This window comes from Acinetobacter sp. BHS4, assembly GCF_018454425.1.
Lineage (GTDB): Bacteria > Pseudomonadota > Gammaproteobacteria > Pseudomonadales > Moraxellaceae > Acinetobacter > Acinetobacter pittii.
The window spans coordinates 2196468-2220333 of sequence record NZ_CP075323.1 but is presented as its reverse complement, the minus strand read 5'-3'; the positions used below and the strand labels follow the sequence as shown (position 1 = coordinate 2220333).

At 37.5% G+C, this 23866-nt stretch carries 22 protein-coding genes and 2 pseudogenes; 14 read left to right on the top strand and 10 right to left on the bottom strand.

From position 1 onward, the window contains the following. The first annotated feature begins 144 nt into the window (after window positions 1–144). The 5 genes from KIP84_RS10615 to KIP84_RS10595 all read left to right on the top strand — a co-directional run bounded on the left by KIP84_RS10615 (window position 145) and on the right by KIP84_RS10595 (window position 6333). Window positions 145–762 carry a TetR/AcrR family transcriptional regulator gene (locus KIP84_RS10615; protein ID WP_002114305.1) on the top strand — a complete coding sequence of 206 codons (618 nt, stop codon included), beginning with the start codon at window positions 145–147 and terminating at the stop codon, window positions 760–762. A gap of 109 nt (window positions 763–871) precedes the next feature. Beyond that, window positions 872–2566: an AMP-binding protein gene (locus KIP84_RS10610; protein WP_213688433.1), complete on the top strand. Its 1695-nt coding sequence runs from the start codon at window positions 872–874 to the stop codon at window positions 2564–2566. A 71-nt stretch (window positions 2567–2637) separates the two neighbouring features. Next, the gene (locus tag KIP84_RS10605) at window positions 2638–3330 is read left to right on the top strand and encodes a class I SAM-dependent methyltransferase (RefSeq protein WP_213688432.1); all 693 of its coding nucleotides are present in this window, start codon (window positions 2638–2640) and stop codon (window positions 3328–3330) included. A 257-nt stretch (window positions 3331–3587) separates the two neighbouring features. Next, the gene (locus KIP84_RS10600) at window positions 3588–4877 is read left to right on the top strand and encodes a DcaP family trimeric outer membrane transporter (protein WP_213689838.1); all 1290 of its coding nucleotides are present in this window, start codon (window positions 3588–3590) and stop codon (window positions 4875–4877) included. A gap of 100 nt (window positions 4878–4977) precedes the next feature. Then, window positions 4978–6333, top strand: a complete 1356-nt coding sequence (locus KIP84_RS10595; RefSeq protein WP_213688431.1) for an MFS transporter — start codon at window positions 4978–4980, stop codon at window positions 6331–6333. A gap of 48 nt (window positions 6334–6381) precedes the next feature. On the opposite strand, the gene KIP84_RS10590 is transcribed toward KIP84_RS10595, so the two are convergent. Beyond that, the gene (locus KIP84_RS10590) at window positions 6382–7620 is read right to left on the bottom strand and encodes an SGNH/GDSL hydrolase family protein (RefSeq protein ID WP_213688430.1); all 1239 of its coding nucleotides are present in this window, start codon (window positions 7618–7620) and stop codon (window positions 6382–6384) included. Between the two features lie 111 nt (window positions 7621–7731). Between KIP84_RS10590 and KIP84_RS10585 the strand changes: the two genes are divergently transcribed. Continuing rightward, a complete protein-coding gene (locus KIP84_RS10585) occupies window positions 7732–8637 on the top strand; it encodes a LysR family transcriptional regulator (RefSeq protein ID WP_213688429.1) in 906 nt (301 codons plus the stop codon). Here the strand turns inward: KIP84_RS10585 and KIP84_RS18825 are convergent. After that, complete coding sequence (locus KIP84_RS18825; RefSeq protein ID WP_016806122.1) at window positions 8630–8932, bottom strand: hypothetical protein; 303 nt, start codon at window positions 8930–8932, stop codon at window positions 8630–8632. The two genes, KIP84_RS10585 and KIP84_RS18825, sit on opposite strands and share 8 nt — an antisense overlap. Before the next feature lie 906 nt (window positions 8933–9838). On the opposite strand from KIP84_RS18825, the gene KIP84_RS10580 reads away from it, so the two are divergent. The 3 genes and pseudogenes from KIP84_RS10580 (at window position 9839) to KIP84_RS10570 (ending at window position 10995) form a co-directional block, all read left to right on the top strand. Then, the gene (locus tag KIP84_RS10580) at window positions 9839–9985 is read left to right on the top strand and encodes a hypothetical protein (RefSeq protein ID WP_005069891.1); all 147 of its coding nucleotides are present in this window, start codon (window positions 9839–9841) and stop codon (window positions 9983–9985) included. A 265-nt stretch (window positions 9986–10250) separates the two neighbouring features. Continuing rightward, window positions 10251–10678 (top strand): annotated as a pseudogene (locus KIP84_RS10575) (hypothetical protein). Window positions 10679–10773: 95 nt separating this feature from the next. Next, window positions 10774–10995 (top strand): hypothetical protein, encoded by a 222-nt coding sequence (locus tag KIP84_RS10570; RefSeq protein ID WP_063098611.1) that lies wholly within the window; start codon window positions 10774–10776, stop codon window positions 10993–10995. An 82-nt stretch (window positions 10996–11077) separates the two neighbouring features. On the opposite strand, the gene surA1 is transcribed toward KIP84_RS10570, so the two are convergent. The 3 genes and pseudogenes from surA1 to KIP84_RS10555 all read right to left on the bottom strand — a co-directional run bounded on the left by surA1 (window position 11078) and on the right by KIP84_RS10555 (window position 12494). Then, entirely contained in the window at window positions 11078–11395 is a 318-nt protein-coding gene (gene surA1 / locus KIP84_RS10565; protein ID WP_002114287.1) for a surface antigen protein 1, read from the bottom strand. A 115-nt stretch (window positions 11396–11510) separates the two neighbouring features. Beyond that, window positions 11511–11738 (bottom strand): hypothetical protein, encoded by a 228-nt coding sequence (locus tag KIP84_RS10560; RefSeq protein WP_213688428.1) that lies wholly within the window; start codon window positions 11736–11738, stop codon window positions 11511–11513. 280 nt (window positions 11739–12018) lie between these two features. Then, window positions 12019–12494 (bottom strand): annotated as a pseudogene (locus KIP84_RS10555) (CinA family protein). Between the two features lie 314 nt (window positions 12495–12808). On the opposite strand from KIP84_RS10555, the gene KIP84_RS10550 reads away from it, so the two are divergent. Together KIP84_RS10550 and katE are read left to right on the top strand one after the other, a co-directional pair. Then, a complete protein-coding gene (locus KIP84_RS10550) occupies window positions 12809–14227 on the top strand; it encodes an iron-containing redox enzyme family protein (protein WP_005076561.1) in 1419 nt (472 codons plus the stop codon). A 41-nt stretch (window positions 14228–14268) separates the two neighbouring features. After that, window positions 14269–16413, top strand: coding sequence for a catalase HPII (gene katE / locus KIP84_RS10545; protein ID WP_213688427.1), 2145 nt, complete (start codon window positions 14269–14271; stop codon window positions 16411–16413). A 55-nt stretch (window positions 16414–16468) separates the two neighbouring features. On the opposite strand, the gene KIP84_RS10540 is transcribed toward katE, so the two are convergent. Both KIP84_RS10540 and KIP84_RS10535 read right to left on the bottom strand, forming a co-directional pair. Continuing rightward, entirely contained in the window at window positions 16469–17347 is an 879-nt protein-coding gene (locus KIP84_RS10540; protein WP_202744254.1) for an SDR family oxidoreductase, read from the bottom strand. Window positions 17348–17487: 140 nt separating this feature from the next. Further along, window positions 17488–17889, bottom strand: a complete 402-nt coding sequence (locus KIP84_RS10535) for a DUF6367 family protein (RefSeq protein ID WP_213688426.1) — start codon at window positions 17887–17889, stop codon at window positions 17488–17490. Window positions 17890–18363: 474 nt separating this feature from the next. On the opposite strand from KIP84_RS10535, the gene KIP84_RS18930 reads away from it, so the two are divergent. After that, complete coding sequence (locus KIP84_RS18930; RefSeq protein ID WP_213688425.1) at window positions 18364–19611, top strand: KGG domain-containing protein; 1248 nt, start codon at window positions 18364–18366, stop codon at window positions 19609–19611. A 62-nt stretch (window positions 19612–19673) separates the two neighbouring features. On the opposite strand, the gene KIP84_RS10525 is transcribed toward KIP84_RS18930, so the two are convergent. Next, window positions 19674–19907, bottom strand: a complete 234-nt coding sequence (locus tag KIP84_RS10525; RefSeq protein WP_002114518.1) for a hypothetical protein — start codon at window positions 19905–19907, stop codon at window positions 19674–19676. A gap of 287 nt (window positions 19908–20194) precedes the next feature. Here KIP84_RS10525 and umuD point away from each other — a divergent pair, with 287 nt between their 5' ends. After that, complete coding sequence (umuD, locus tag KIP84_RS10520; protein ID WP_213688424.1) at window positions 20195–20806, top strand: translesion error-prone DNA polymerase V autoproteolytic subunit; 612 nt, start codon at window positions 20195–20197, stop codon at window positions 20804–20806. 69 nt (window positions 20807–20875) lie between these two features. Here umuD and KIP84_RS10515 read toward each other — a convergent pair whose 3' ends face one another. Beyond that, window positions 20876–21487: a LysE family translocator gene (locus tag KIP84_RS10515; RefSeq protein WP_086355143.1), complete on the bottom strand. Its 612-nt coding sequence runs from the start codon at window positions 21485–21487 to the stop codon at window positions 20876–20878. 156 nt (window positions 21488–21643) lie between these two features. Between KIP84_RS10515 and KIP84_RS10510 the strand changes: the two genes are divergently transcribed. After that, entirely contained in the window at window positions 21644–22099 is a 456-nt protein-coding gene (locus tag KIP84_RS10510) for an Lrp/AsnC family transcriptional regulator (protein ID WP_000376211.1), read from the top strand. Window positions 22100–22157: 58 nt separating this feature from the next. On the opposite strand, the gene KIP84_RS10505 is transcribed toward KIP84_RS10510, so the two are convergent. After that, on the bottom strand, window positions 22158–23774 hold the full coding sequence (locus KIP84_RS10505) for an allantoin permease (protein WP_213688423.1): 1617 nt from the start codon (window positions 23772–23774) through the stop codon (window positions 22158–22160). Window positions 23775–23866 lie beyond the last annotated feature (92 nt).

Genomic DNA, 23866 nt, shown 5'->3' with positions numbered 1-23866 from the left:
GATATCTTCATCCTATTGGTTATATTTGTTGTCCATAAAATATTTTGTGGGTATTTGATAATTACCATACAATGATTTTTTAAAAAAGTGAATACTGATTCATAAAATGATTTACAATTCATTTTATTTGTTAGAGAATAAATTATGAGCTATAAACGATCATCTTTAATGCAAGAGCGGATGGAGCAAAATCGTAAGTCGATTTTGAGTTCAGCCAGAAAGTTAATTTCAGAGGGAGGGTTTAAAGACGCACAAATACAAACAATTGCAGAGCAAGCGGGCGTATCAAGTGGTCTGGTTTATCGCTACTTTGATAATAAAAGCCAAGTGCTGATTGAAGTTTTGTCCGAAGCCATTAATACGGAACTATTAGTGATTGATTCGATTACTGAAAGTGACTTATCGGCAAAGCAGAAATTACATAAGGCTGTGGCAACCTTTGTAAAACGGGCACTCAATAGTCCTCAGCTTGCATATTCACTCATGTTTGAACCTGTCGATTCAACGGTTGAACATGAGCGTTTTCGTGTGAAGCAATTGATCAAACAAAGTATTAAAAAAATACTTGCGGATGGAAATGCAAGTGGTGAGTTTGTCTTGGATGATTTAAATACAGCAGCACTTTGTGTTGTCGGTGCCATGACCTATGTGGTGGTTGAACCCCTAGACCCAGCTCAAAATACAAAGTTTGATCATGCGCATAAAGACTATTTTTCAAAACAGATTGCTGACTTTTGTGTAGATGCTGTGCAGAGGAAATAGAGCATATAAAGGATAAAACAACACAAAAAAAGCGGTTTAGAAAAATAGTTGCAGTAACAACAATTAGATCAGGTAAGAAGAGAATAAAAGAATCAAGGAGAATGATTCAATGCAACAAGAACGGTTAAGCTACGCCTCGGGACCAAGCACGCAGCCCTTATTGGGTATGACCATTGGTGAACAATTTGATCAGGCTTGTCGGCAATATGCTGAAAAGGAAGCAATCGTTAGTTTTCATCAAAACAGACGATTAACCTATAAAGCTTTACAGGATGAAGTAAATGCTTTTGCTTGTAGCCTTTTAAAATTGGGATTAAAAAAAGGTGATCGATTAGCCATCTGGTCACCTAACTGTGTGGAATGGACGGTAACCCAATTTGCAGCTTTTAAAGCAGGGATTATTTTAGTCAATCTAAATACAGCTTATAAAAGCCATGAACTTGAATATGTGTTGAATAAAGTCTCATGTAAAGGATTGATTATTGCTTCTCAATTCAAAACGACTGATTATCAAGAGTTACTTACAAAAATTGCCCCTGAGTTAACTATCAGTCCAGATAAAGTGCTGAGTTCAGCTCGACTACCACATTTAAAATTTGTCATTAAAATTGATGACCAGCATCATACGGGTATTCATCGCTTTAGTGATTTAGTCACTACACCAACTCCTGAACAGCTAGAAGAATTAAAACAATTAGCCAGACAGCTCCAGTTTGATGAAACCATTAATATTCAATTTACTTCAGGTACAACGGGTAATCCTAAAGGGACCATGTTGACCCACCATAATATTTTAAATAATGGCTATTTTGTCGGTGAAGGCATTCGTTTAACCCCTCAAGATAAAGTCTGTATTTCTGTACCGTTGTTTCATTGTTTTGGCATGGTGATGGGGAATTTAGCCTGCGTTACGCATGGTTCAACCATGGTCTATCCATCGGCGGTATTTAATCCTTTAGAAACTTTAAAAGCGATTCATCAAGAGCGTTGTACGGCAGCTTATGGCGTGCCCACCATGTTCATTGCAACCTTAGAACATGAACAGTTTAATGAGTTTGACCTGTCGAGCTTAAGAACGGGCATTATGGCAGGTAGTCCTTGTCCAAGAGAAATTATGCAGCGGGTTATAGACCGCATGCACATGTCTGAAATCACGATTTGTTATGGTATGACTGAAACCTCGCCAGTGAGTGTACAAAGTTCGGTAAATGATTCGATTGATAAACGAGTAAGCACAGTTGGGCATGTCCATCCGCATGTTGAAATTAAAATTGTCGATTTAGAAGGGCAGATTGTTCCGCAAGGAACTTTGGGTGAGCTATGCGTTCGCGGTTATTCAGTGATGGCTGGCTATTGGGGCGAAGAAGAAAAGACCCGTGAAGTGATTGATGCTGCTGGCTGGATGCATACAGGTGATATTGCCGAAATGGATCAAGACGGTTTTATTAAAATTAAAGGCCGTATTAAAGATGTGGTGATTCGTGGTGGGGAAAATCTCTTTCCAAAAGAAATTGAAGATTTCTTATACACTCATCCAGATGTAAGCGATGTCCAAGTCATTGGCTTGCCAGATGCCAGATATGGCGAAGAACTCTGTGCTTGTATTATTTTGCATGAGCATCATCAAATTGATGAAGACAGCATTCGCCAATTCTGCAAAGAGCATATTTCTCATAATAAAGTGCCGCGCTATGTCCGATTCTTTAATGAGTTTCCAATGACAGCTTCAGGCAAAGCGCAGAAGTTTAAATTGCAGGAAATTATGCGAGCTGAACTTAACTTAACTGGAAATGTCTTTGACTAAAGAGGTTAAAAGTTTGGTCAAAGTGCAGCAAACTATAAGTTGAAAGGCAGCTTAAATAGAGGATAAGCAAAATGGCAAAAGACTTTAATAGCCCAAAGGTAGTCGAAGGATATGACGAACATATTCGTAAATTAATTCCGGGTTATGAGGTGATCCATCAACAGGTGGATGCCATTTTGCAATCAGTGTTATCACCAAATGCTCATATTTTAATTGTGGGTTGTGGCACGGGGTATGAACTCGAATATTTACTTAAACGTCATCCAAACTGGAAATTTACAGCAGTTGATCCATCTTTGACTATGCTGCAAAAAGCTCAGGAACAGGTTGAACTTTTAGATAAATCTTCTCAAGTCACCTTTGTTCACGGTGAAACGTCAGCTTTACCTCTTGAGAATTGCTTTGATGCTGCACTTTCTATTCTTGTGGCTCATTTTATTGCAGATGATATAAAACCTGTTTTCTTTAAAGATATTTATGATCGTTTAAAAGAAAATGCTGTTTTGCTGACCTACGATTTAATGACGTGTGTAAATCCACAGCATCTTCAAGCTTTACATTATTTATGTTTAGCACAAGGCTTAACAGAAGAACAATGTCAAAAAATGTTAGAGCGTATGGCGCAAGACTTTTTTAGCCTAACCACTGAAGAGTATATAAAACTTTTAGAAAAAACTGGTTTTGAAAGTGTGCAGCCTTATACACAAATTTTGACGTATCAAGGGTTTATTGCAAAAAAAATAATAGATTTCGGAAAGCGTTAATACGGATATAAAACCTACATATTCTCAATGAGGAAGAGAATATAAAAACTGAAAAAAATTAGAAGATTTAGCTTTACTTAAAAACAAATTAAAAGTGGTTTTCAGGCCGCTTTAGGGAGGTTTTGTCTAAAAAATATGATTGAAGGTCTTTCTTGTGAAAGAAAAGCAAATTTTAAGCACCTATTTTAGATAGGTACATAACAAAAAGGATGTCGAGATCTTTAAGTCGAATTAAAGATCAAAAGGAAAATTTCATGATGAAAGTTTTAAATAAAACGGTTCCAAAAAGCCTATTGGCTGTTTCTGTGACCCTGTTTGTGTCTTCTGCTTTTGCAGGTCAAACAGATCCTGAAATAGCACAACTTCGCCAAGAAGTAAAAGAACTTCGGGCTATGTTACAAGCCAATATGCAGGCGCAAGAATCTTTATCGCAAGGACGAGTGGAACTAGCAAATTCAGCGACTCCTCAAGCCGTACCCGTACCACCAATACAGCAAGGTTTAACCAAGTCTGGTGCAGAATTTAACTTATATGGTTATATACGGGCAGATGCTTCTTATCAAATGAAAGGGGCATCTACGATGTATAACAATATTAGCGGTGTTCCACTTGAGAACACGCCAGAAGAATCTGCACAAAAAGACCAGTTGCACAGTACGGTTAATGTGACACGTTTCGGGTTGAATTTTAAAACCCCAACTGCTGTGGGTGATGTGGGCGGAAAGTTAGAAATGGACTTCTTTGGGGCAGCCACTCGTGATCAGTTTCGAATACGCCATGCTTATTTAACGTTTGATAAATGGCTTATCGGTCAAACGTGGTCAACATTTATCGCACCTGAATATTATCCGGAAACGATTGATGCGGGAACATTTGTAGGCAGTGCATTATTAAGATCACCGCTAGTTCGCTATAGCGATAACTTAACGGCAAATACAAGCTTTGCAATATCGGTTGAAGATCCGAAATATACTGCGACCTCAGATCCAGATAATAAAATGCGTTTACCAGCCTTGGTAGGGCGCTTAAATCATAAATTTACTAATGGATCGATGTTATCGGGACGTAGTTTTGTTGCTGAAAAAAGAACTAATCATGATGAGGAAGTCGCTTGGGGCGTAGGCTTCGGCGGTAAATACCAAATTACACCTGATACATTACTCAAAGCCGATTATTACCATGTCAAAGGAGATGGGCGTTTCCTGCTATGGAGTAACAGCGGCTATGCAATAGATGATCAAAACAATATGCATAGCAATGAATTTGATACCGTTTCTTTCGGTATTACTCATCAATTTACACCGCAAATTCGCTCGACTTTAGGCTACGGCTATATGAAAGCCAAAGATGATAACCGTTTTGCTGAATTACAACGTAATAGCACCACTCAAAACAAAGAGCTTTGGCAAAGCTGGGTGAATGCACTGTATAACCCATACAAACCAATTACCTTGGGCGTCGAATATGTGTATGGCGAACGAGAAACTTTTGATGGACGTAACGGGATTGATAACCGCTTCAATATGATGGCGAGTTATGACTTTTAATTTATTCAATAAAACCTTGAATAATTTGTTTTTTCTTTAGGGTGCAGTATGTCGTTTTAAAAAATTGAATATGAATTTATCTCACAAAGGAGGTGAGTAAATGACAACATCTAAATTAAATGTAAATGAAGTTATTGATCAGGCCAGATTTACCCCTTTTCACTGGAGTATTTTACTTTGGTGTTTATTAATTATTATTTTTGATGGTTACGATCTGGTGATTTATGGCGTTGTATTGCCTTTGCTAATGCAAGAGTGGTCGTTAACAGCTGTACAGGCGGGGATGTTAGCAAGTACGGCACTATGCGGAATGATGTTTGGGGCGATGTTCTTTGGAACATTGGCAGATAAAATAGGCCGTAAAAAGGTAATTTTAATCTGTGTGACTTTTTTTAGTGGTTTCACCTTTTTAGGTGCTTTTGCATCAAGCCCACTTGAGTTTGGGGTACTTCGGTTCTTGGCGGGATTAGGCATTGGTGGGGTTATGCCAAATTTAGTTGCACTTACCTCCGAATATGCGCCTAAACGTATAAGAAGTACGCTGGTGGGGAGTATGTTCAGTGGTTATGCAATTGGCGGGATTCTTTCAGCATTAATTGGTAGTTATTTGGTTGAAAGTCAAGGATGGCAAATTATGTTTTTAATTGCCGGTATTCCACTATTTTTATTACCTGTCATTTGGAAGTTTTTACCTGAGTCTTTAACCTTTTTAGTTAAGACGGGTAAGACTGAGCAAGCACAGCGCATTATTCAAAAGATTTCACCTGAACAAAACCTAACGATTAATACTTACTTAGTGCTTAATGAGGATAATGTACCCACAGGTAGTTCTGTAAAGGGATTATTTCAGCAAGGCCGTGCTTTCAATACACTCATGTTTTGGCTTGTATTCTTTATGTGCTTACTCATGGTGTATGCCTTAAGTAGCTGGTTACCAAAACTCATGCTAGCAGCAGGCTATTCGCTTGGAAAGAGTATTTTATTCTTGCTTGCCTTAAATGTGGGGGCAATGATCGGTTCAATCGGTGGCGGTATTTTGTCTGATAAATTCCATTTAAAACCTGTAATTATGGGAATGCTACTGGCAGGTGTTGTCGCTTTAGTCGGTTTAGGTTTTAACTCACCAGCCTATGTTTTATATGGTTTAGTGACTGTTGCAGGAGCAGCAACAATTGGTACTTCAATTCTTCTTTATAGTTATGTTGCACAATATTATCCACTAAGTGTGCGTTCTACTGGGATTGGCTGTGCCTCTGGTGTAGGTCGAATTGGAGCTATTGTTGGACCTATCTTAACGGGCCTGTTATTGGGTTTAGAGTTACCACATAAGATGAATTTTGTGATGATCGCAATTCCTGCAATTTTAGCGCTTTTCGCCGTCATGGTTTTAAGACGATATGCAACTGAAAAACAGCCTATTACACCAAAACTTAATGTCGAGTTAGAGGGTAATTAATCCATATTGATACAGGTAGGGGAGCAAATTCCTACCTGTATCTAGACATTAATTATTGAGTAACTGGTTTATATCAACCAGATTTGCCATTTGTTGATTACCACGGTCATTCGGATGTAAATGATCACCCGAATCATAAATTGGATTTAATCGATCGGGATGTTTAGTGTCTTTTAAGCCTTGCTCAAGATCAAGTACACCGTCAAATGTATGGCTGGTTCTGATCCAATGATTAATGCGCTGGCGTAATTCATCTTTATTCGGTTGATAGTAGTTATCAAGAGGAGTATTGGGTAAAGCTCCCGAAAATGGTAATAAGGTTGCTCCAATCACTTGAATACCTTGGCGATGTGCTTCATCTACAACACGTTTATAACCTTGGGTGAGTGCTTCAAAAGTCGGTATTTGTTGTTTAGGTGCAAAAGCAGTACCGGGCCATGAAATATCATTAATACCCACCAGAACAATTAATGTTTTCACACCTGAATATTGAAATATTTCTTTTTTCAAACGATCTAAAGCATTGTCACCCATACCGTCTGTGAGTAGTCGATTTCCTGAAATTCCACTATTAATTACTGCGACTTGATGTGGTGATAAGCGCTTAGCTAAAAAGTCGGTCCATCGAGTATTTGCATCTAAAGTTGCAGTTGCTCCATCGGTAATTGAGTCTCCAATGACAGCAACAACATGGGCTTTACGCTTTGGTTTTACTTCTACAGCCGATAATAATAATCGTGCAGTTGTGGTTTTGGCACTGCTAGGCGTATTTAAGTTCGCAGCCTGGTTGCCCGTAATGAGCCAACTGGTTTGTTTAGCATCCCAATGAAAAGTTTTAAATGTAGTGGGCTTTTGAATAAAGGTATTTACCATTAACTGTGCATGATCTGGAACAGGGAGCGGGATTGGATCACTGATCAGTTGTTTGCCTGGTAAAATTTGTGCTTTAAGCTTTCCAGAGAAATAAACTGGATAAGCACTCTTTGATTTAAGACTTTGTCCTTTGACTAACCCCACAGTAGTTTTATCAATATAAAGCGGTTGATCCCCATATTGATTGGTAAAAACGAGCCTAACCGCTTCACCACCTAAACTAATTTGACTGATTTGCTTAATGGTCTGATTCGATATTTGATCTGGAATATTGGTCGGGAAAAAGAAATCTTTATTCCAGACTTTTTGTGGACTAGCTGCCCAAGTGGTAACCCACTGGCTCTTTTGTACTTCTGCTTGTGCAAAGCTCGTAAATAAAACAAGAGAGAATAGGGTGGGTTGATAAAGTTTCATCTCGTAAACTCTTTAAAAGAAATTAAAGTTATCTTGAAACAAATTACTGGCTTGTTATAGCAACATAAGCGGAATAAGATTTGTGAATGAAATTCATAAATAGATTTTGTTATGTCATATTTTGATATTAATCGGTCTGGTGAGTTAGCAATTTTTATTCGAGTGGTCGAGTTAGGAAGCTTTTCAGCAGTCGCAAGAGCTTGCGACATGACGCCGTCTGCGGTGAGTAAGTTAATTTCTCGGTTGGAAAAAAGACTTGGCGTTAGGTTGCTTAATCGCTCAACACGTCAGTTCCAACTCACCAGTGAAGGATGTCAGTTTTATGAGCAAGGTAGTCACATACTCAATAACTTAGATGAACTAGAACAATCTGTTACTGTAAATCACATGCCGCAAGGGCGAATTAGAATTCATACCAGTCTTTCATATTGGACACACTTTTTATTACCTTGTATTTCTCTATTTAACGAGTGCTATCCACAAATTGAATTAGAGGCTCATTTGAGTGATGAAGTCATTAATTTAGTTGAGCAAAGAATTGATATCGCAATTCGCACGGGACCTTTGAAAAGCTCAAATTTGGTTGCTCGCTCACTCGGAAGCACTCAGAAACATTATGTATGTTCACCTACCTATATTGAAAAGAATGGTTATCCGCAGCATCCAGAAGAGTTATACGAACATCAGCTTTTAGACGTAAGTTACCAACGTCAAAATAAAACGTGGCTTTTTAAAAAAGACGATCAAGAAATCACACTTGCTCCCACTAAGGTTTTAAGAGTAAATCATGGAGAAGCCATCTTACAGTTAGCGCTTGCAGGTGCTGGTATTGCACAGCTTAACCAGTTCCAAGTCAAAAAAGCTTTAGAACAAAAACAGTTGGTCAAAATCCTTGAAGACTGGAATATCAAGGCTTCAGAAGAATTTCATGCTGTTTGGATAGGACATGATAAATATGTCCCTAAGCGAGTAAGGGCTTTTTTAGATTTCTTGGTAGAGCATACAAAAGTTAGTTAATGGAGTCTTTTCTTGCGCTTAACTGACATTGGTGCATAGTTTCATTCATAGTTTCCACAAAGTGCATATTCGCATTAATATTTTGTAAGCTTACTTTGGGTAAGTTCTCTACAAACTGCGGTGAATAATGTTTTTCTAAAGAGTTATAAATACAGTTGCATTGTGAAAGTGCACGACCTGCCCAAACACAATGTGTATTAAATTCATTTTTACTGATAGACCTGCAACCTAATAAACTTATAGAACTTATTAATAGGGTGCAGATTAAAACAATACGATATAAAAAAAACATCATTATTGCTCTTCATTGGTTGTTGTTATCGTTAAGTCATGTTTATAGAAATTTTCTAGTCTTTATCGAGAGTTAAATATGGAAATATTTACTCTGAAAAGATAGGAAAGCAGAAACATAAAACTGTAGGATATTTTCTTAAAAATATTTTCAGTTAAGTCGATAACGTGATGAAGAGTAGAAGAAAAAACACGATATAAAATAATAGTCATTAGAGACTCCTTGATGAAAAGAAGTTGCGCCCAATCACTGCTATTAATTATGGTGGTGAAACGAAAGAGGGTTAGCAGACTGATACCTAAGAAACCAGCACACCCGAAGGTGTCCCACTCCCGTTCCTCCGTCAAAGGCACGAGGGGCTACACACCAAAAAACTTGTTTTTAGTGCGCTTAGGTAGACGGTCTGCTAAAACCGACTGACAAAATAGGTCAGCCGGAGCATCATAAGCTGAGCCTTAAAGCGGGTCAATTGCAAAAATAAAAGATTGGTTTATATAAACAAATATTAATATTTTTAAATTTTCATTAATAAAATAATGAGTTATTTAGAATTGAAAATATTGAATAATGGTTCAATAGAGGTTAAAAAATAATTTTTAATGTTTATATATCAAATATTTATTAATTGTTTATTTATATAGTGTTTGCAAGTAATGACTTATTTCAACATAAGTCAAAAAAGAGCGGGAAATTTTGATTTTATGAATATCATGTAATTAAATAAATAGCCGTTGCCAAATTTTAATTAAAATATCAATTGCAAGAAAAGTAATTTTTTAACATTTATATTATTTAGATTTTTACAAAAGCTTGCACAACCTACAAAACTTAAGAGAACCATAGCGGTAGGCCAACATAAGATAATGTTATTCATAAGCCTACATCTTAAGATTTATAAGGGTGACCTCAATGTTAAGAATTTTTTGTGCAGTGAGTATGGTAGTTGCAATCGCAATGGGTATGAGTGCCTGCCAAGATCGAAATTCAACAGATGATGATGGAACACATGGTTCGAATGACCCAGCAACTACTCAACAAATGGAAAAAAACTCATAATTATTTCGCTTAAGAAAACTCACATTTATGTGGGTTTTCTTATCGTTATTTTCTATAAAATATGTAACATAATAAAAAAAGCAATTATATAAAAATATAAAATTAATCAATAAATTAGTGTGTTATAGCCTTTATATTAATTTGTTGTTATTGAATTGTTTCCTCAGTAAATTATAGTTTCAAAAAATTAATAAAATAAACACAATAAATTACTTATATTCATCCAAAATTCATTTTAGTGAAAACAATTTTTAAAGGTAAGGATATGCCCCAGTACTTAAAAATAGCTGAGAAAATCTATCAAAATGTTAAGGAAAAAAAGGGTTTGTAGATGATCCTATGGAAGATCTTAACAATTTAATGATTGAGCTTAGACATGAGATTAAGGGGACAAAACTTAAACTTTTATACAATTATATTGATTTTGCTGAATTGCTGATTAAGCCTCTTCAGGAATCTAAAATTAAATTAGATTTAAGTATTATTCCGAAGAGTAAAAACACACAAGAATTTGTATTGTGGCTTGCAGGTTTTATTGAGCGTATTACTACAGGTGGCCAAGAAAAGTTACCGCCAATTCGCGATAAAGTTGCATTACCTGCATATGCTTATGAAGAAACATATCCTGCTAAAGAAACTCCCGTGAATAACGGGGAAGAAATTATTGAATATTTTAAGAAAAACCAAAATTGATATTTTGTTTATGTACGGCTCAAGTTTATTGTTAGGCTTTTACGTTAAATAAATGGGAAAAACCAGTAACTTTAATTAAGAGATAAGGTGGCGGTATGTTTGTATATTTTACTGATGGAACTTGCATTAATGACTCTGAAATTTATGGTGTGAAAGCTAAGCAAGAACAAAACAGATATGTAGTAGAAGTTACGATCAAACCAACACATACTCTATCTACAACGCCGGATGTACAATTTAAAAAAGAAATTTTTGATGATCCGAACCAAGCCAATCAATATCTTAGTAATAATTTTAATATGCCGCCGTTTTTCTAATATAAATACTTCAAATAATAAAAAAGCTTATTTCCCAGGGCCAATAGGAAATAAGCTATATGCTTTGGACCAATTAAGGATGTTACATGTCATCCCATGCATCTTTAATGGCTTGTTTTGCATGTTCCCATTTTAATCGGGATTCAGCTTTGAGCTCTTCCCATTTTTGTTGCAAGCTACCTTCCATCTCTTCAAACTGAGTTCCTTCTTTAGATTCTGAACGGGCACGATGACCTAGTTCATAAGCTGCAGAAAAATCACGATCATAATCCAGATCTGGCGTAGTTAATTGAGCTTCTTGATAATAAGGTCGAGTAAGATAACTTTCTCGCCAGCGAGAGTCAGAATAATTATGGTCGCCAGCTACAAGTTGAGCATGGTCTGTATTTTGATCTGTCATCAGTTTTTCCTCTTCTCTTATTTAATTTTATGCTTATGTTAAATTTAGGAAGGTGAGGGCACCTTCCTAAATAAAATGAATGACCGCATCAAATGACATTTAATTCAACAACGGATTAGCGTTGCTGATTATTGTTATTTGAGTTTTGTTGGCCTGAATCTTTTTGATTAGAGCCTTGTTGTTGGCGGCGGTTGTCATTTTGCTGTTGTTGCTGATAGTTTTGTTGCTGTTGATCGTTTTGCTGTTGGTTGCCTTGCTGCTGCTGGTTGTTACGGTTGTCGTTTTGCTGTTGTTGTTGCTGCTGATTATTGCGTTGATTGCTTTGATTATTAGTAGTGCTCATCTTTAATTACCTCATATCATTTATGATGTGTGTTTTATCTGAGAGCTTCAGATAGGTTCATTAAAACATGAAAATTTTTAATGTGTAGCGTTGGGGTGTTACCCTATATTTAAATGTAAATTTAAAAAATTAAATAAAACCTTGATTTCTATAAAATGTAATTTTAATGATTAAACATAATTAATATGAATATAGTTAAAATTACATTTGGGTACATAGAGGTTAAATAAAAACTATGATCATTTCTAAATGTGTATTTGTTATCTTTTATAAAAGAATTCTATTTTTTATTATCTGATATTATGCATTTAATATCTTGTGTAATGTAATAGAGTAATTGTATAAGCTTAAGGCTAGGAGGTCCTTTAAATATACGTCTAAAATTATAAAAATTATCTTTATAATAAATAGAATAAAAAAGGTGCCTACAGGTTTTTCTTGAGTTTCAGAGCCTCCTTTTTTTAATAACCCAGTACAAGCGATATAAAGGTCAGCATGTAAAAGTTCTTTACCTTTTTTGATCATTTCTACAGTGACTTGCATCGACTCAGGTGTATATTTTTCAATGAGTTCAGGTGAAATGTGAAGAGTATTTTCTTTTACACGTAAGTCGTAGCTAACTAAGCTTCCAATAAGAATGTCACCAGAATAGGGGCTTAAAGAAAAACGGTAAGCGAGATAACCCGCCGAAGCACTTTCAAAAAAAGCGATTTTAATTTTTTCCTGTGCTAGTAATTTGCAACATGAGTTAAACATTTGTTTTCTCCCTAAAACTGTTTTAATTTATTTATAAAATTATTTTTAATTTCTTTTTGTTAAGTTTTTAGCCTTTATAATTTTAAAAGTAAATCAAATGTAAATTTAGTTTGTTATTTATATATTTTTTATAAAAACAGATAGTTAAATTATTCTAAAGTTGAGAATGTAAGTTTGTGTTATTTTTTATGTCATTGAATTTTAATGATTTAAAAATATATGAGATTTCTTAATAACGTAATATAACAAAGATACGCTGGGATTATAGTTTGGTTAAAGTATGGTAATTTATATCTCACTAAAGGAGAATAGAAATGCCTGTTGTAGTGAAAAAAAGATTATTAGACCTATTACAAGATAATCAACAGAACTATTACGAATTATTCGTTTTTTTCCTTGATCCTGATATTTCTAGTTTTGAAAAAGAGAAGAAAGCACGAGATTTCCTTGTTAAAGAAATAGATAAAATAAATGAAAATGAAATAGATTTTCCTGCAACTATAAATACGGTTAAAGAATGGTGTGTAAATGACAATAAACAAAATTGTGAGTTATTTCAGGCCTATTTAAACCGTAGACAAAGTGGGGGTGAGAGAGAGTATTTCCAGAATGTCGGTCAGGCATTTGAATTTTTAATTAAGGTCTCTCCAACTAAAAAGGTAGATGGTGCATGGTTATATAGTTCAGTTCACTACTGGAACGATCCGGTTTTTCATGACCTTATTATTACCTATCTAGAAGAGCTTGGACTCGGTGAGCCGAAAGCAAATCACGTCTGTATCTATGAAGACTTGCTGCGTAGTCTAGGACTCGATAGCTTTGATCTGCTTTTAGAGGATGAATACTATCATAATGCCGTGATTCAGCTGGCGCTTGGTTATGCTCCACCTGAGTTTATTCCCGAAATTGTCGGTTTCAATTTAGGTTATGAGCAACTGCCACTGCATTTACTCATTAGTAATTATGAGCTTGCAGAACTGGGTATTGATTCTAAATATTTTAATTTGCACATTACTATCGACAACATTGATAACGGACATGCAGATAAAGCAATTAAAGTTATAGAAAATATTTACGATAAATACAGAGATAAAGAAGCTTTCTTTAATAAATTAAAACGTGGTTTTGCTCTTAATAACCATGGTGTTTCTTCTTCAAAAATTATTAAAAATTTAAATCTTGAAGATTTAGTCCTCAAAATTTTAAAAAGAAAAGCGCTCGTGGGTCAGCTAATACATAACGAAACCAGACAGTTTGGATGCAAAACCATTAACCAATGGTTATCAAATCCAGAAGACGTTAAAGGCTTAGTTACACATCTCATTGATCACAAGTGGATTAAATTGAATACCGATCCTGAACAGAGCGTATTCTGGCGAATGATTAATGAAGAAAATGGAAAAATGTTTGGGGTATTTAACCCTGTAGAACGACAAATTATTCATGACTGGATTGCTGGAAGTGATCATTCTTCTAACTACTTGGCCTACAGCAGAGAACTAAAGAATAGCCAGCGTATTCAAGATTATCTGTTTAGCTATATTTCTGATGGCGAACTCGATGCACTCCAAGAGCGTATACGTCAGACACCTGATCTTGCCATAAAAATATGCAAGCTGACTCCGTTTTTGGCCCCAGATTCACACCATAAAAGCATTGGGCTTTGGAGCACACGTAAATATGTCGAGCTCCTTTTTCCATATTTAAGTTCCTTTAACAAAACTAACTCTTGAAGTTTTTAATTCACCCCACGTTTAACTTTAAAACATAGGTAATGAACATGACTGATAATGTTAAATCAACAAATAAAACAAGTGAAATGGCTGGTGCTGACGCTGCAAATAAAGCCAATACTACCCAAAAAACTGAACAATTAGACTCAGTCAGAGATGATGCAACCAATGAAGCATTAACCACAAATCAAGGGGTTAAAATTGCTGATAACCAGAATAGTTTAAGAGCAGGTATTCGCGGTTCGACACTATTAGAAGATTTTATTTTACGAGAAAAGATTACTCATTTTGACCATGAACGTATTCCTGAGCGTATTGTGCATGCGCGTGGCGTGGGTGCTCATGGTTACTTTCAGGCTTATGAAGGAAATGAGCGCTTAACAAAAGCTGGTTTTTTGACTGACCCAACCATTCAAACTCCAATTTTTGTACGCTTCTCAACAGTGCAGGGACCACGTGGTTCTGCTGATACGGTCCGTGATATTCGTGGTTTTGCCATTAAATTTTATACCCAAGAGGGTAATTTTGATTTAGTCGGTAACAATGCGCCTGTGTTTTTTGTGCAAGATGGCATTAAGTTTCCAGACTTCGTTCATGCTGTAAAACCTGAACCAGATACAGAAATGCCAACAGGAGCATCTGCACACGATACTTTTTGGGATTTTGTGTCTTTAGTACCTGAGTCAGCACACGCGGTGATTTGGGCAATGTCAGACCGTGCAATTCCACGTAATTTACGCTCAATCCAAGGGTTTGGGGTTCATACATTCCGTCTCATTAATGCCGAAGGAAAATCACATTTTGTGAAATTCCACTGGACCCCTAAACAAGGTTTAAGTGCGTTAGTTTGGGATGAAGCTCAAAAGCTTGCTGGTAAAGATCCAGATTTCCACCGTCGCGATCTTTATGAAGCCATTGAAAATGGGGTTTATCCTGAATGGGAACTCGGTGTACAAATTGTTGAAGAAAAAGACGAGATGAACTTTGACTTCGACTTATTGGACCCGACAAAAATTATTCCTGAAGAGTTGGTTCCAGTGACACCAATTGGACGATTTGTTTTAAACAGAAATGTAGATAATTTCTTTGCAGAAACAGAGCAGGTGGCTTTCTGTCCGGGACATATTGTGCCAGGAATTGACTTTACAAATGACCCGCTTCTACAAGCACGACTATTTTCATATACCGATACACAGTTAAGTCGTTTGGGTGGACCGAACTTCCATCAAATTCCGATCAATAAACCTGTGTGCCCATTCCACAATAATCAACGTGATGGTATTCACCAGCATACGATTCATAAAGGGCAGGCTTCATATCAACCAAACTCAATTGATAATGATTGGCCAGCCGAAACCCCACCTGCTGCTTCAAACGGCGGTTTTGAAAGCTATCCTGAACAGATTAGCGGACATAAACTTCGTCAAAGAAGCGAAACTTTTTCTGATCATTTTTCTCAACCGCGCCTTTACTACAAGAGCCTTGCCCCTCATGAGCAAAAGCATGTGGTCGATGCCTATACTTTTGAATTAAGTAAAGTGCAACGAAAACACATTCGTGAGCGTCAAGTTCAACAAATTTTAGCAAATATTGATCTTGACTTAGCACGACAAGTAGGCGCTAATTTAGGAATTGAAGTGCCTGATTTGACGCTAGATTATAAAAAAACTGCAGTTGAAAAATCGGCTAAATTATCTTTCTTGGCTTTCCCGCCCCAAGATATTCAAGGTCGAAAAGTTGCAGTACTTATTCATAATTTAGTGAAATCTGATGCATTAGAAGCGATGAAAAACTGGGCAATTAAAGAAGGGGTGACTCTTCATTTATTAGCGCCAAGCTTAGCTCCTGTAAAAGATCATCAAGACAGTATTATTACGGCTGATGGTATGCAAATGGCTGAACCTTCAATTGCTTACGATGCGGTAATCATTCCTGATGGCGATAACTTAAATGTCGTGCTGCAAGATGGCGTAGCGCGCCACTATGTACTCGAAGCTTACAAGCATTTAAAACCAATTGCGTTTTTAGGTAATAAATCTGATTTGCTTGAACCGCTAGGTTTAGTTCCCGATGAAGGCACTCTAGTTGGAGATGAATTCCAGCCGATTGCTGAAAATTTCAAAAATCTGATTATGGCTCATCGTGTTTGGTCAAGAGAACAAATAGCTGCTCAGATACCGGCTTAACAAACAAAAAAGCCCTGAAAGTTTTAACTTTCAGGGCTTTTTTATATCTTAGGGATTAACCATTTACGATTTGACCACCATTTACATGAATGACTTGACCTGTAATGTAACTTGCATCATCTGAGGCAAGGAAAAGATAAGCAGGTGCAACTTCACTTGGTTGTCCCATTCTTCCCATTGGGGTATCTTTACCAAACTCCTTAACGGTTTCTGCATCGAAACTGCTTGGAATTAATGGTGTCCAGATGGGTCCTGGCGCAACACCATTTACCCGAATTCCTTTTTTCTGTTTCATTAAATTGTTCGATAAGCTACGCGTAAAAGTAGTAATCGCACCTTTGGTACTTGCATAATCAATGAGCTCATCATGGCCTTGATAGCTGGTAATACTGGTTGTATTAATAATACTGTCGCCTTCTTCCATATAAGGAATGGCTTCTTTAGTAAGATAAAACATTGGGAAAATATTAGTTTTAAAAGTTTTTTCTAATTGCTCATTACTAATGCTTTCAATTTCTTTTTGTTGATATTGCACACCAGCGTTATTCACTAAAATATTAATTTTACCGTAATGTTGTAGAACTTTATCAATATCAAGTTTTGCCACATCTGGATCAGAAATATCACCTTTTAATAAAAGACAATGCTGTCCTTCTCTTTCAACGAGTTGTTTAGTGATTTCAGCATCTTGATCTTCTTCAAGATAAAGGATTGCAATATCGGCACCTTCACGGGCAAACAATACTGCGACAGAACGCCCGATACCGCTATCGCCACCACTAATAACCGCAACTTTACCTTTTAGCTTATCGCTACCTTTATGGGTACTTTTTATAATCTCAGGTTCAGGGTGCATTTTTTCCTGATCGCCTGGTTGATGAGATTGAACTTGTGCGGGGGCAGATGTTGGATACTGGTTTGTTGAGTTTTCCATTTTTAAATACCTCGGTTGTAATATCTAATTTTCATATAGTGAGCTGTTACCGCGTAAATGTGAGTAAAATGAATTTTTTAATAAGTTGTCTTTGTTATTTTATTTATAAGGATGTAAAAAAATATTTTTATATTTAAGGATTAAATAATATCGATTACCTTGATTTTGTTTTTATCAATCATACTTTCAATAATAGATCTATTTCCTGTATCCTCTAACCAGTTTTCTATCGGTATATTATTAGATAAATCTAATATTTTTTTAATAATTTCTTTTGCTCCATCTATATTTTCTGAATTTTTATTATTTTTAATAGCTATATTATCTAGCAACAGTTTTATATCTTCATGTTCTATATTTTCTGACTTAATAATATATAAGTCTCTTTGGAAGGGATGACTTGCATGAGGTGGGTCTAATCTATAGCTCCATTCTTTGTCATAGTCCTGCCATGAGTTTTTGGACTTAATATGTCCTAGTAAAATTTCAGGGATAGAAATATGGATATATTGCAGAGCTGACTGTTGATTTTTTAATTGCATAGTTAAGTTACTCAAACCATCTTATTAAAATTAGTTTTAAATATTCATATTAATCTCTCAAGTAAATTAATTCTGAAAATGTAATGATATATGTTATTGTTTTTTAATTAAAAAAATTGTTTGCTTGTTATTTTCTCAATAGATCTGGTGTTGTGTTAGTTTACTGTTTTGTACGTTTTGAAATTTTTTGTTATCAGTTAAATTATTTTAACTGTGTTTGTAAAAATATATTGTAGTGTGCCCTTAGGTAATAATGAGTATATCCAATATTTAAAGAGTAAAATTATTAATAATTAAAATTTTTAAAATATTTTAAAAATAATGTGTTTATAAGAAATTTCATTTTTTGATTGATATACATTTAAAAGGATTGATACATCACTTGGGTGGGAAAATATTATAGATATTCTATTGTTATTAAATCCGTTAACTAAAAGCGGTAGTGACTATAATTAAATATAGGAAGATATAACTATGGCTAATACTAGATATGAAGATGATGATAACAATAGAACAGGTACTTCAAATCGTGGATTTGCAAGTATGGATCCTGAAAGAGTACGAGAAATAGCCAGCAAAGGTGGGCGAGCTGCTCACGCGAGTGGTAATGCACATGAGTTTACCTCTGAAGAAGCTCGTGAAGCTGGCCGAGCAGCCCATGCAAGTGGTAACGCTCATGAATTTACGTCTGAAGAAGCGCGTGAAGCGGGTGCATTAAGCCATAAAAATGATGGCCGTAATGGTCGTGGCCGCGGTCGTGATGATGACGACAATGATGACGATCGCGGTGGCCGCTCAGGCGGTCGAGGTCGAAGCCGTTACGACGACGATGATGACGATGATCGCGGTGGCCGTTCAAGCGGACGAGGCCGAGGTCGCAGCCGTGATGACGACGATGATGACGATGATCGCGGTGGCCGTTCAAGCGGACGAGGTCGTGGTCGCAGCCGTGATGATGATGATGACGACGATCGCGGTGGCCGTTCAGGCGGACGAGGTCGTGGTCGCAGCCGTGACGATGATGATGACGATGATCGCGGTGGCCGTTCAGGTGGCCGAGGTCGTGGTCGCAGCCGTTATGATGACGACGATGAAGATGACGATCGCGGCCGTTCAGGCGGACGAGGCCGAGGTCGTAGCCGCGATGACGATGAGGATGACGATCGTGGCCGCTCAGGTGGACGAGGTCGTGGCCGCAGTCGCGATGACGATGATGATGACGATCGCGGTGGTCGCTCAGGTGGTCGAGGTCGTGGTCGCAGCCGTGATGACGATGATGATGACGATCGCGGAGGCCGTTCAGGCGGACGAGGCCGTGGCCGCAGCCGTGATGACGATGATGATGACGATCGCGGAGGCCGTTCAGGCGGACGAGGCCGTGGCCGCAGCCGTGATGACGACGATGATGATGATCGCGGTGGTCGCTCAGGTGGACGAGGTCGTGGTCGCAGTCGTGATGACGACGATGATGATGATCGCGGAGGCCGTTCAGGCGGACGAGGCCGTGGCCGCAGCCGTGATGACGATGATGATGACGATCGCGGTGGCCGCTCAGGCGGACGAGGTCGTGGTCGCAGCCGTGATGACGACGATGATGACGATCGTGGCCGTTCAGGCGGACGAGGCCGAGGTCGCAGCCGTGATGACGACGATGATTATGATGGCCGTGGTCAAAACTCTCGTAATCAAAAACGTGATGCCTACGGACGTTTTACGTCTTAAGCAGAATGTTTTAAAAACAAAGGAGGCTTTTGCCTCCTTTGTTTTTAGCTTACTTACTGTATTTACTGAGGGAGAGGTTGTAGGCCTTTTACAATATCAAGGTATTCAGAACCGTTTAACCAAAAAGATTTTTTCAAAAAAAGTGTCGTCATAATACTTTCGGCTGCTTCGCTATCTGGATTTTCACAAAATAATCCGTAGCTTTCACCTAAAACCGCATCATTTTCAATTAGGCGGATATAGTAAGCATGTTGCTCATTTGCATAACCTAAAACCGCATCACGTTGATTTTTCATTTCGCATGTCTCCATACCAAAAAACTGAATTTAACCAGAATGTTAAGTGTTCAGAATCTCATTTGATAAAAATCAAAAAACAGTCAGCGATAACGACTATTCCGAAATAGGTTTTGATTTTCTTCAAATTGCCATTTTGGTTAAAACATCCCTGTTAAAAGCAAAATGGATTAAAATCTGATCATGAGATTTATTGTTATGCAAAAAAAATATTTCGTCAACTTGAAAATGTAACTTTTTCAAGTTACATTGTTTGTGTAGGATTTGAACAGTGGAATGGAGGCAATATGCCAAAGAAAAAAGAGTTCGAGCATGGCGGTGCACGAGAAAATGCCGGACGTAAAGCACAGTTCAATGAACCCACCAAAGTCATTCGTGTTCCCGAGTCTCAAGTTAAATTTATCAAAAATTGGTTACTGAATAATGTCAAAACCAATAACTTGACCGACTTTAACTCAAAACTTAATGTCCAACAGGTTCACCCAAATAACGATAAAATTTACCACATTCCTCTGGCAACTGAACGTGTTGCGGCAGGTTTTCCTTCACCTGCGCAAGATGATATTGAGCAAGCACTCGATTTAAATGAATATTTAATTAGAAATGAAAATGCCACGTTTATTGTTAAAGCCAACTCTTTATCCATGTTAGATGCTGGAATTGATATTAATGATCCGCTTATTGTGGACCGTAGCATTCCCGCTAAATCAGGTGATATTGTGATTGCACTCATCGACAATGATTTTACTGTGAAGCGCTTAATGATTGATAGTCAATTTCATCCACCTAAAGTTTGGCTGAAAGCAGAGAACCCTGATTATCAGAATATTTATATTGAAGAGGGGCAAGAACTGGTGATTTGGGGAGTGGTGACTTATAACCTCAAACGAATGAGATAATTTTTTCTTATATTTATTATTTAAGTTACTGACCTGAAATCGAGGCCAGTAACTTTTGTTGAATGACTTTTAAATTTGCCCAATCAATAAGCACGTTGCGATAATGATCATCAAACCACCTGAAAAACGACCAACTAACTGTGCTGCTTGTGGTCTGGTTTTTAAAATAGCCTCTGAACCATAACCCACCATTAAGTAAATTATCGCGCAGCTAATCATGTGAACAACACCAAAGGCAAGAATTTGTGTTGTTACTGACCATGAAGCAGTAGTATCAATAAACTGAGGAAGCAGGGCTAAAAAGAGTAAAAAAACTTTCGGGTTTAATCCACTCACGTAAACGCCTTTGGTTGCCCAGCTCAACCATGACTGAGCTTTTTCAGAACCAGATTCGTTCGGAGTAGGAGGGGTAAGTAATAAATTTATACCCATCCATAACAAATAAGCAGAACCCGCAACAGTAAGAATCATTAGAGCAGTTGGATTATTTGCTACAAGCAGACCAACACCAGCCGCTACCAATAAAATCGTAATAAAGTGTCCAAATAGCATACCTGCGACGGCGGGTACGACGACTTTGCCTTTAATCCCTGCTGAAATGGCATAGGCCCAGTCTGCCCCTGGCGTAATAATAAAAAGAATGGAGACACTCCAAAATGCAATAAAAATGTTAAAAGCCATATGCTTATCTCAGCAAACTATTTTCCAAAGGTTTCGCTCGTGGTTTAGAAAAAATCCCTATTTATTCGAGCTTGTTGAAAATAATATGCTCATGTATTTAGAATGTGCTTTTAAATGTTTGCTCATATCACACTCATTTGGGGTAAATTTTTCTAAATGGATCGCACAGATAAAAAGATTCTTGCTGAATTGCAATTAAATGGCCGATTATCTATCACCGAGTTGGCAGAAAAAGTCGGTTTGAGCATTTCACCTTGTCATAGACGAGTAAAGGCTTTAGAAGAGTCAGGAGCTATCAAAGGTTATCGGGCAGAACTCGACCCAAACTTAGTGGGATTTGAATTTTCAGCGATTGTTTTTATCACGCTTAAAGAGGGCGATAAACAGGCAGTCGAGAAGTTTGAAAATGCCGTGATAGACATCCCGCAAATTATTCAGGCACAGCGTTTGTTTGGTGAGCCAGATTATTTACTACATGTGGTGGCTAAAGATTTACCTGCTTTTCAGCGGTTATATGATGAAAAATTATCAGCTATTCCAAGTGTGCAACGACTCATCTCAACCATTGTGATGAAAGATGTAGTACCTGAACGTTTATTCCCGATTGGCTAAGGATCATCAGATATAAAAAAAGAAGCTTTAAAGCTTCTTTTTTAGTTGGTATAGAATTTTAAGCATCAAGAGTTTTACACAAAGAGCAGATCGTACCGTTATGTTTATGAGAGAACATAATATCTGGACGCTCGTAGCCTTGCTCACATACGCGGCAGTGATAGACGGTAGCAACAGGAGTGCCTTCAGCATCGTAACGTGGTTCTTTAATACCGTCATCGTGTGACTTGATGTAGTATTTTCCTTTGGTTAATAACCCCATGATTGGTGTTAATACAAAGGCAAGTACAAGTGCGATAAGCGGTGAGTAAGGCGCCAAGAAACTACCGAGTAAGCCGAAGAATGCTGCAATTGATAGGCCTGCTGATACAAGGAATGCAACCATACCGACAGGGTTTACGTTGTATAACATGTCACGGCGGTATTCCGGCTCTTTAGGTGAAAGTTTTAAAACATATTTGTTGATTGAAATGTCTGTTGCGACAACTACAACCCAAGCAATCGCAAAGTTTGAATAGAACCCTAAGATTTTACCTAGTACCGCAAACATATTGCCTTCCATCAAAGCAAGCGCAATTGCTAAGTTCACCATCACAAAGATAATACGACCAGGATAATGTTTGCTAATACGAGTGTAGGCACTTGTCCATGCAAGGGAACCAGAGTAAGCATTAGTCACATTAATTTTAATTTGAGAAATAACCACCAAAATCACTGCAAGTGTTAAAGCTGCCCAGCCCGGAAGCATGTCATGAAACGCTGCATTAAACTGTTGAACAGGTTCAGTGCTGTTTACGCCCGGTATTTTAGTGAGTAAATAGAACCCTAAAAATGCCCCAATAATTTGTTTAATCGCCCCTAAAATCACCCAACCCGGACCCGCTGAAATAACCGCAGTCCACCATGCTTTGCTATTTTCTTTTGTTTTTGCAGGCATGAAACGTAAATAATCAATTTGCTCACCAATTTGCATGATGAGAGATAAACAAATACCAGCACCCAACATGATTGCAGCCATGTCTACAGTTGCAAAACCTTCGTTACCTGTGAAAGTTGCAAACTGGCTGACTAAGGTAGGTTCTTGATAAATCAGATAGGCCACAGGACCAATCATCAGAACCAGCCAAAGCGGGGTAGTCCAGACTTGTAATTTACTTAAGGCTTTCATGCCGTAAATTACCAGCGGTATGACCATAACGGTTGAGATGAGATAACCTGCCCAAAGCGGAATACCTAAACCGAGCAATAACCCTTGCGCCATGATTGAACCTTCAAGGGCAAAGAAAATAAAGGTAAAACTGGCGAAAATGATACTGGTCAGGACTGAACCGATATAACCGAAACCTGCACCGCGGGTAATCAAGTCAAGATCGATGTTATAGCGCGCTGCGTAGTAGGCTAAAGGAATGCCTGTTAAGAAGATAATAATCGCTGCAAATAAAATGGAGAAAACAGCATTGGTTGTTCCGTAAGACATACCAATACTGGCGCCAATAGAAAAGTCAGCAAGATAGGCAATACCACCAAGTGCAGTAATAGCGACAACTTTGGGACTCCAGCGCCGAAAGCTGTGTGGAGCATAACGTAAAGTATAATCTTCTAAGGTTTCATTCACTGCTTTTTGTGAATCTGTACCTTGCACAGTGTCCAGATTTGGATGTTCAGATACACTCATAACATCAATCTCCCAATCATTTTCGGTCAATCAACACAAATATTGATCATTGTTTTTTGATGGATTTGAGTGTGTGATTTTTGGGAAAAATT

Coding starts and splice junctions, on each gene's coding strand:
- KIP84_RS10505 (WP_213688423.1), bottom strand. CDS start 23,774: ATGAGTGTATCTGAACATCCAAATCTGGACACTGTGCAAGGTACAGAT.
- KIP84_RS10610 (WP_213688433.1), top strand. CDS start 872: ATGCAACAAGAACGGTTAAGCTACGCCTCGGGACCAAGCACGCAGCCC.
- KIP84_RS10605 (WP_213688432.1), top strand. CDS start 2,638: ATGGCAAAAGACTTTAATAGCCCAAAGGTAGTCGAAGGATATGACGAA.
- katE (WP_213688427.1), top strand. CDS start 14,269: ATGAACATGACTGATAATGTTAAATCAACAAATAAAACAAGTGAAATG.
- KIP84_RS10570 (WP_063098611.1), top strand. CDS start 10,774: ATGTTTGTATATTTTACTGATGGAACTTGCATTAATGACTCTGAAATT.
- KIP84_RS18930 (WP_213688425.1), top strand. CDS start 18,364: ATGGCTAATACTAGATATGAAGATGATGATAACAATAGAACAGGTACT.
- KIP84_RS10590 (WP_213688430.1), bottom strand. CDS start 7,620: ATGAAACTTTATCAACCCACCCTATTCTCTCTTGTTTTATTTACGAGC.
- KIP84_RS10560 (WP_213688428.1), bottom strand. CDS start 11,738: ATGAGCACTACTAATAATCAAAGCAATCAACGCAATAATCAGCAGCAA.
- KIP84_RS10535 (WP_213688426.1), bottom strand. CDS start 17,889: ATGCAATTAAAAAATCAACAGTCAGCTCTGCAATATATCCATATTTCT.
- surA1 (WP_002114287.1), bottom strand. CDS start 11,395: ATGACAGATCAAAATACAGACCATGCTCAACTTGTAGCTGGCGACCAT.
- KIP84_RS10595 (WP_213688431.1), top strand. CDS start 4,978: ATGACAACATCTAAATTAAATGTAAATGAAGTTATTGATCAGGCCAGA.
- KIP84_RS18825 (WP_016806122.1), bottom strand. CDS start 8,932: ATGATGTTTTTTTTATATCGTATTGTTTTAATCTGCACCCTATTAATA.
- KIP84_RS10510 (WP_000376211.1), top strand. CDS start 21,644: ATGGATCGCACAGATAAAAAGATTCTTGCTGAATTGCAATTAAATGGC.
- KIP84_RS10540 (WP_202744254.1), bottom strand. CDS start 17,347: ATGGAAAACTCAACAAACCAGTATCCAACATCTGCCCCCGCACAAGTT.
- KIP84_RS10600 (WP_213689838.1), top strand. CDS start 3,588: ATGAAAGTTTTAAATAAAACGGTTCCAAAAAGCCTATTGGCTGTTTCT.
- KIP84_RS10585 (WP_213688429.1), top strand. CDS start 7,732: ATGTCATATTTTGATATTAATCGGTCTGGTGAGTTAGCAATTTTTATT.
- umuD (WP_213688424.1), top strand. CDS start 20,195: ATGCCAAAGAAAAAAGAGTTCGAGCATGGCGGTGCACGAGAAAATGCC.
- KIP84_RS10525 (WP_002114518.1), bottom strand. CDS start 19,907: ATGAAAAATCAACGTGATGCGGTTTTAGGTTATGCAAATGAGCAACAT.
- KIP84_RS10615 (WP_002114305.1), top strand. CDS start 145: ATGAGCTATAAACGATCATCTTTAATGCAAGAGCGGATGGAGCAAAAT.
- KIP84_RS10580 (WP_005069891.1), top strand. CDS start 9,839: ATGTTAAGAATTTTTTGTGCAGTGAGTATGGTAGTTGCAATCGCAATG.
- KIP84_RS10515 (WP_086355143.1), bottom strand. CDS start 21,487: ATGGCTTTTAACATTTTTATTGCATTTTGGAGTGTCTCCATTCTTTTT.
- KIP84_RS10550 (WP_005076561.1), top strand. CDS start 12,809: ATGCCTGTTGTAGTGAAAAAAAGATTATTAGACCTATTACAAGATAAT.